At 64.7% G+C, this 671-nt stretch carries 2 pseudogenes; one reads left to right on the top strand and one right to left on the bottom strand.

Annotation, left to right across the window (positions count from 1 at the left end):
- Positions 1-512: pseudogene (locus tag NKJ20_RS34075) on the bottom strand (transposase); the annotation flags it as partial.
- On the opposite strand from NKJ20_RS34075, the pseudogene NKJ20_RS34070 reads away from it, so the two are divergent.
- Positions 456-671, top strand: a pseudogene (locus NKJ20_RS34070) (hypothetical protein); the annotation flags it as partial. The pseudogenes NKJ20_RS34075 and NKJ20_RS34070 sit on opposite strands and share 57 nt — an antisense overlap.

Genomic DNA, 671 nt, shown 5'->3' with positions numbered 1-671 from the left:
GCCGCCGCGGCGCACCTTCAGGTAGGTGGCGTCGATCCACAGATATGGCCAGTCGCCCTCGATGGGTCTTTCAAGGAACGCTTTGACCTTGCCGTCGATCTCTTCGCACAGCCGGCTGACCTGGCTTTTGGAGATGCCGCTCATGCCCATGGCCTTGACCAGGTCGTCGACCGAGCGGGTCGAGATACCCTGGACGTAGGCCTCCTGGATGACGGCGGTCAGCGCCTTCTCGGCCATGCGGCGCGGTTCGAGGAAACCGGGGAAGTAGGAGCCCTTCCTGAGCTTGGGGATGCGCAGCTCGACGTGCCGGCGCGCGTCTCCAGTCGCGCTCGTGATAGCCGTTGCGCTGGGCCGTGCGCAACGGGTTCTTCCCGCCATAGGCGGCGCAGGTGGCGGCCCCAACCTCCAGCTCCATCAGCCGCTCGGCGGCAAAAGCCAATCATCTCGCGCAAGAGATCGGAATCCGGAGTCTTCCCCACGAGCGCGCGCAGGTTCATCATGTCACCGGTCATCGATGGTTCCTTCGAATCAGGTTGTGTCAGCAACCCGACCTTGCCGGCGAACTCTCGATGACCACCGCAAAGCCGCTCGCTCGCTACAGCGCTATCGAGAGCGCGCTCGCGAGCGGCTTCGATACCGCCGAGCTACACCACCTGTGGGGACGCGACCGT

The sequence above is a fragment of the Mesorhizobium sp. M0185 genome, assembly GCF_040322175.1.
In the GTDB taxonomy this organism is placed as follows: Bacteria; Pseudomonadota; Alphaproteobacteria; order Rhizobiales; family Rhizobiaceae; genus Mesorhizobium.
The sequence above is the reverse complement of the archived record's forward strand: the minus strand, read 5'-3'. Positions and strand labels throughout refer to the sequence as shown.